Raw genomic sequence first — 1,332 nt, forward strand, 5'->3', positions numbered from 1 at the left:
CGCACCATCGCCACGGTGCACGACATCGTGGAGCTCGGCGCGTTGGACGCGGAGACCATCGTGACACCCGGCATCTTCGTCCACAAGATCGTCCAGATCGACCGCATTGCCACCCAGGCAGGTGGTTTCAAGAAGGCAGCATGAGCATGGGAACACCCACCTACCAACGTCGCACCAAGGACCAGCTCGCCGCGCGCGTGGCTGCCGACATCTTCGCCGGCGCCGTCGTCAACCTGGGCATAGGCCAGCCGACCGCCGTGGCCAACCACCTGCCCGCCGGGCGCGAGGTCATCCTGCACAGCGAGAACGGCATCCTGGGCATGGGCGCTGCGCCGGCCGAGGGGCACGAGGACTACGACCTGATCAACGCCGGCAAGCAGCCGGTGACGCTGCTGCCCGGTGGCGCCTACTTCCACCATGCCGACAGTTTCGCGATGATGCGCGGAGGCCATCTGGACATCTGTGTGCTGGGCGCGTTCCAGGTCTCCGCCACCGGCGATCTCGCCAACTGGAGCACAGGTGAGCCCGGTGCCATTCCCGCCGTGGGCGGGGCCATGGACCTGGCCATCGGCGCCAAGCAGACCTGGGTCATGATGGACCTGCTCACCAAGCAGCAGACCAGCAAGCTGGTCGAGAGGTGCAGCTATCCCTTGACCGGCCTAGCCTGCGTCAAGCGCGTCTATACGGACCTGGCGACGTTCGCCTGCACACCCCAGGGACTGCAGCTCATCGATGCCGTCGAAGGGCTCAGCCGCGAAGCGCTGGAAGGCATCGTGGGTCTGCCCATTGCACCTGTTGCGCCCGCCACGAAAGAAAACCCATGACTGAAACCGTGTTTATTTGCGACGCCATTCGCACCCCCTTCGGCAAGTACGGCGGCGCGCTGTCCTCCGTGCGGCCCGACGACCTGGGCGCGGTCGTGCTCAAGGCGCTGACCGAGCGCAACGCCGAAGTGGACTGGAGCGCCGTCGACGACGTGATCTTTGGCTGCGCCAACCAGGCCGGTGAAGACAACCGCAACGTGGCGCGCATGTCGCTGCTGCTGGCCGGCCTGCCCTTGCAGGTGCCGGGCACTACCGTCAACCGCCTGTGCGGCTCGGGCATGGACGCCATCGGCATCGCGGCGCGGGCCATCAAGTCGGGCGAGACCGGCCTGATGATCGCGGGCGGCGTGGAGAGCATGAGCCGCGCGCCTTTCGTGGTGCCCAAGGCCGACTCGCCCTTTTCGCGTGCCAACTCCATCCAGGACACGACCATCGGATGGCGCTTCGTCAACCCGAAGATGAAGGCGTTGCATGGTGTCGACGCCATGCCCGAGACGGCCGAGAACGT

Annotated in this window: 3 protein-coding genes; all 3 read left to right on the top strand. The window is 66.5% G+C overall.

From position 1 onward, the window contains the following. On the top strand, positions 1-144 hold a 144-nt coding region (locus AC097L_RS24620; RefSeq protein ID WP_479589348.1), incomplete at its 5' end, for a CoA-transferase. Further along, entirely contained in the window at positions 141-824 is a 684-nt protein-coding gene (locus AC097L_RS24625) for a 3-oxoacid CoA-transferase subunit B (protein ID WP_479589346.1), read from the top strand. The genes AC097L_RS24620 and AC097L_RS24625, both read left to right, overlap by 4 nt. Continuing rightward, the coding region (locus tag AC097L_RS24630; protein WP_479589347.1) for a thiolase family protein at positions 821-1,332 on the top strand (512 nt) is incomplete at its 3' end. The genes AC097L_RS24625 and AC097L_RS24630, both read left to right, overlap by 4 nt.

The organism is Rhodoferax sp. RT5P35 (genome assembly GCF_056521385.1).